Origin of the sequence: uncultured Lamprocystis sp. (genome assembly GCF_903933125.1) — a bacterium.
In the GTDB taxonomy this organism is placed as follows: Bacteria; Pseudomonadota; Gammaproteobacteria; order Chromatiales; family Chromatiaceae; genus Thiodictyon.
Window position 1 is genome coordinate 1 of sequence record NZ_CAIZIZ010000367.1, and the last position, 4,917, is coordinate 4,917.

Sequence of the window (4,917 nt, forward strand, 5' to 3'; positions counted from 1 at the left end):
TTCCCGCCCAGACTGGGAGCGCGTGCTCGCGCAGTTGGCCGCGACCGCCTGAGCGGCCTCGCGCGGCGCTCCGCGCCGCCGCGCCAGGGCCGCCCGCGGGCCTGACGGATTGGTTCCATGGTCCCCCCAGGGTCCGCCGTGCGGACCCGCGCCCCGCGATTGCCGGTCGCGGCTGGCACGATGATCGAGATCGCCTAAAATGGCCAAAGTCGAGTCTACATCGTGACGCCCAATAAGGCCCGGTTCGATGCGCTGAAGGGCGAGGTTCAATCGTTGCTCGGCCCCATGCTGGTCCCGGAGGAGGAGAAGCGTCCGCTCGCCGATGGCTTCCCGGCCAACCTCGCCTATTACAAGCTGGCGTTTCTCGACAAGGATCAGGTGGCGCTCAAGCGGGCATTCAACGAGATCCTGCCGCTCTTGTGGCTCAAATCCGGGGCCATGGGGCCGCCGCCGATGCCGGTACCGCCGGGGAGCCCAACTCCTGCTTTCATGGCACCGCCCGACAATCCGTTCGCGGTGCTGCTGGACGAGGACAGGCCGAGAGATCTGCTGGCGGTGCTGGCGGGTCGCCACGGGCTGCGCTGCATTTTCATCGTGACCGATTCGCAAGATGCCTTCAGGGATCTGTCGGCGCAGTTTAGCGACGCGCTCGGCGCCGGAAGCCCGGCGCTCGCGACGGTGCAGCTCTACCGCGACTATCTGGATAACTTCCGTATCAATGCGGAGTCGGCCGGCGCACGGGCGGCGGTCGGGGAGACCGGTCAATGAAGATCGAGCTGTTCGACTTTCAGGAGCAGGCGGCGGCGCGTCTGCGTCATCATGTCCGGGTCCTGCGCGACCATGCGACCAGCGAACACCCGAAGGCGATCTCCTTTTCCGCGCCGACCGGCAGCGGTAAGACGGTGATGATGGCGGCGCTGTTCGAGGACATCCTGTTCGGGGCGGCGGACCTGCCGCCACAGCCGGACGCGGTCATCCTCTGGCTGTCGGATATGCCGGAGCTAAACGAGCAGACGCGGCGGCGGATCATGCAGGTGTCGGATCGCATTCATGCGAATCGACTGCTGACCATCGATGCCGGTTTTGATCGGGAATGCCTGGAGCCGGGCACGATCCATTTCCTCAATACCGGCAAGCTGGGCAAAGACAAGCTCTTGACCCTCGGCGGAGTCGATAAGCGGACGCATTCGATCTGGGAGACGCTGACCAACACCGCCATGGCAATCTCGGGCCGCTTCTACCTGGTTATCGACGAGGCGCACCGCGGCATGACCGACGGCAAGCTGGCCAAGGAGGCGCGGACCCTGGTCCAGCGGTTTCTGCTGGGCCACGCGCCCGACGGTCTGGTGCCGATGCCGTTGGTGATCGGCGTGTCGGCGACTCCGAAGCGGTTCACCGACTTGTTGGACAAGGCTCCGCATGGGCTGGAGAAGGTCCATGTGCCGGTGGACCGGGTGCGCGAGTCGGGCCTGTTGAAAGAGCGGGTGCCGATCCATCATCCCGAGGTCGTCGGGCAGGCGGAGATGACCTTGCTCGCGGAGGCGGCGCGACGCTGGCAGACGATGACCGCGGCCTGGCAAGCCTACTGCCAGGCCGAGGGCGAGGCGCAGGTGTGGCCCATCCTGGTGGTGCAGGTCGAGAACGGCAACGAGCGGCAGGTGTCGCGCACCGATCTGGCCGCCGTGCTCGACACCATTGAGCAGGCCATCGGCCGGAGCCTGCACGAGTGCGAGGCGGTGCACGCGCTGCACGACCGCGGGGATATGGATATCGGCGGGCGGCGTGTGCGCAGCGTCGAGGCATCGCGCATCGACGACGATAAGAGCATCGGGGTGGTGCTGTTCAAGACCAGCCTGTCCACCGGCTGGGATTGTCCGCGGGCGGAGGTCATGATGTCCTTCCGCCGCGCCGAGGACCATACCTATATCGCGCAACTCCTGGGCCGGATGGTGCGCACACCGCTGGCGCGGCGCATCGAGCGGGACGCGACGCTGAACGACGTGCATCTGTTCCTGCCGCATTTCGATGCCGAGGCGGTCGAGGCCGTCGCGGAGGATCTGAAGAACGTCGAAAACGCCCCGCCCGCGGAGACCGGATCGGCAAACGATCTGGTGACGCTGGAGCGGCGCGCGGACGCCGCCGCCATCTTCGCGGCCATGAGCGGGCTCGTCACCTATCGGGTCAACGCGGCCCGCGCGCAGAGCCATCTGCGGCGACTCGCGGGTCTCGCGCGCGGGCTCAACCGCACCGAGATCGACTCGGATGCGCCGGGGCAGGTCCGCGGCCAAGTGCTGGACTGGCTCGATACGGAAGTCAAGGCGCTGAAATCCTTGGTCGATTTCGCGACGCGTGCGGAGCGCATGACAAGCGTCCGGGTCAAGACCATCGCCGGCCGGTTGGGCGGCTTCGACGACGGCCGGGCCTCGGCGCCGATGGGGGACTATGCGGTCGCGGCTTCCGAGACGGACATCGACCGGGTGTTCGAGGCCGCGGGCCAGCGATTGGGCGAGGGCGGCGCGACCGGGCTGCACCTGCTGTATTGGCAAGCGCACGCCGAACGCGAGTCCGTCGATGTGAAGGTTGAATTGATCCTGCTGATGAACGACGCCGCCGCGGTCGCTCGCCTTGAGACGAAGGCGGCGCGTGCATTCAACGCGCTGTACGACACGCACAAGCAGGCCATCGGCAAGCTGAAGGAAAAAGAGCGCCAGCGCATCCAGCGTCTGCGCCGCGCGACCGCGGAGCCGGTCGAGGAGCCGTGGATGCCGCCGGAGCGGATCGACTTTCGGCGCCCGAAGACGGCGCCGCTCTACGAGCGGCATTTGTATCTGGAAGCGGACGGCGGCTTTCGGGCGGAGCTGGAGACCTGGGAGCGCGAGCTGGTCGCCGAGGAGCTACTGAACCCGGTCGTCGTGGGCTGGCTGCGCAACCTGCCGCGCAAGCCGTGGTCGCTGGAGATCCCCTACGAGTCCGGTGGCGCCTTGAAACCGATGTTCCCCGACCTGGTCATCGTCCGCGCGGGTGTCGGCGCGGCGCCGGGCGACTATCGGTTCGACATCCTCGAACCGCATAACCCGAGTCTGGCCGACAACTTCGAGAAGGCGAAGGGGCTGGCCAAGTTCGCCGGCACGCACGGCCATTTGTTCCATCGCATCCAACTGATCCGCAAGAAGCCCTCCGCGGGCAGCGGCACCTTGCTGCGGTTGGATCTGAACAGCGAGGCGGTGCGCCACGCCGTGCTGCTGGTCACCGCGAATCCGCAACTCGACGCCGTGTTCGATGAGTACGCAAAGGGGTAGAGACTCGGCGCGCCGGTTCGAGTCCAGGACGATCTTGCGTCCCAAGTGCGACGGGGCGTCTGCAACCTGCGGCCCGCCGGGCTATGGTCACGGGAGTTGACGTCGATGTGTTCGCGTCTCCGTTGGTGACGATGGCTCGGGCTCGGGCAGGCATGGCCGGAATTGCAAGGTAGCCTGGCAGTCTCTTTGATAGATTGATTTAACGTGACTCACTCGGAGATGACGATGACGAACAGGCGCGAACTGCTGAGCGCTGCCGCACTGGTCCCCCTGGCCCTCGGGCTGAGGTCCGCGATGGCGGCGGAAGGGAAACCGGCACACGAGAAGGCCGGCCATGAGGCGCCCAAGCAGGCGGACTTTCTCTTTGTCCAGAATGCCCAGGGAATCGCTTACGCCGACGGCCGCCTCACCCTCAAGGGTATCAGTCCCGCCACGGTGATGTTCGCCGATCGCCCGGAGCGCCTCGCCACCCATATGTCCACCGCGAAGTTCGTGCCTTTCTGGAGCGAGGGTAAGGACAGTTTCCTGAAGGATCCGCCCAATGCGACCTTGTCCTTCCTTGAAGACGAGGCGCTGGTCGACGCGGTGGTTGTGTTGCACGATCCGGTCCTGGCCGGGAACGACCTGAGTTACAACGTCAAGATTCTGGAGGGCAAGATCCCCGCCAAGGCTGGTGTCTCGGTCCTTTTCATCGACATCATCGGGATGCCCCTGACACCTGTTTCCTATGCCGGCGCGGCCCGCCGTGCTTGGCGGCGATGATGATCCGGCCGTTCGGGGATATCTTGTGCGAGGCAACTATCCAAGCAAGAATGGTTACGCCCGACGACGGTTTCGACCGGCGGATCAATGCGCATATTCAATTGATGTTGCTAATTGATGTCAATCGGCGAGCCGTCGCCGTACCGGTGATCGCCCTGTAGCACAAAGCGCGGGGCTCCTGTAAGATTCAGGTCGAATGGAATTCGCAGACCTCGTGCCGAGCGGCGCTACCGCGACCAGGACGGCCAGGTAAAGCGCCAGATTGAATCCTTATGCCGCAACCGCGGTAGATTTCAACCATCCACTCACTGGTAGAACAGCCACATGAAATCGAAGCACCTGATCGTAACCGCGACCGCTGCACTCGTACTCACCCTGGCCGGCGCTGCCGCCGCCGAATCCGCGGCGCAAAAAGCGGCCGCGGATGCGGTGATGACCGGCGCCGCCGCCGAGCAAGCGGAGGCCGATAAGCTGCAGGGGCAGGCCGACAAGGCGGCCCAGGACGCCGCCGCGGCCAAGGCCAAGGCCAAGGCTGATCCGACCGCGGCCAACGAGCGCGCGGCCAAGATCAAGGCCGAAGAGGCGGTTGATGCCGCCGCGGTCGCCGGCGGGATGGAAGGCAAAGCAGCGGCGGCACAGAAGGCGGCTGAGGACCTGAAGAAGTAGGCGGCTGAGCAGCCCGCGAAGGCGCAACCCCTGGCGTCGATCACCATTTCTATACTTGCTATAGGCATAAATTGCGGTATTAGGGATAGCAGATTTCGTGCGACCTGAGCCAGTTAGACGGGTAATCTAGCCCTACACTCATAAGTTTCAGTAGAGCCATGACATGTACAATTGCGAATTCTCTGCGGAA

General features: G+C 65.1%; 4 protein-coding genes. All 4 read left to right on the forward strand.

Translation table 11 applies throughout. The features are described 5' to 3' along the window. Positions 1–222: 222 nt before the first annotated feature. The 4 genes from QZY03_RS19150 (at position 223) to QZY03_RS19165 (ending at position 4,727) form a co-directional block, all read left to right on the forward strand. Positions 223–768, forward strand: a complete 546-nt coding sequence (locus tag QZY03_RS19150; protein WP_295583763.1) for a hypothetical protein — start codon at positions 223–225, stop codon at positions 766–768. After that, positions 765–3,299: a DEAD/DEAH box helicase family protein gene (locus tag QZY03_RS19155; RefSeq protein WP_295583764.1), complete on the forward strand. Its 2,535-nt coding sequence runs from the start codon at positions 765–767 to the stop codon at positions 3,297–3,299. Before QZY03_RS19150 ends, QZY03_RS19155 begins: the two co-directional genes overlap by 4 nt. A 225-nt stretch (positions 3,300–3,524) precedes the next feature. Next, positions 3,525–4,061 carry a hypothetical protein gene (locus tag QZY03_RS19160; RefSeq protein WP_295583765.1) on the forward strand — a complete coding sequence of 179 codons (537 nt, stop codon included), beginning with the start codon at positions 3,525–3,527 and terminating at the stop codon, positions 4,059–4,061. A gap of 324 nt (positions 4,062–4,385) precedes the next feature. Then, complete coding sequence (locus QZY03_RS19165; protein ID WP_295583766.1) at positions 4,386–4,727, forward strand: hypothetical protein; 342 nt, start codon at positions 4,386–4,388, stop codon at positions 4,725–4,727. The last annotated feature ends 190 nt before the right edge of the window (positions 4,728–4,917 follow it).

Bases quoted from the DNA above. Each gene is read 5' to 3' on its own strand.
- QZY03_RS19155 (WP_295583764.1), top strand. From the start codon at position 765: ATGAAGATCGAGCTGTTCGACTTTCAGGAGCAGGCGGCGGCGCGTCTG.
- QZY03_RS19160 (WP_295583765.1), top strand. From the start codon at position 3,525: ATGACGAACAGGCGCGAACTGCTGAGCGCTGCCGCACTGGTCCCCCTG.
- QZY03_RS19165 (WP_295583766.1), top strand. From the start codon at position 4,386: ATGAAATCGAAGCACCTGATCGTAACCGCGACCGCTGCACTCGTACTC.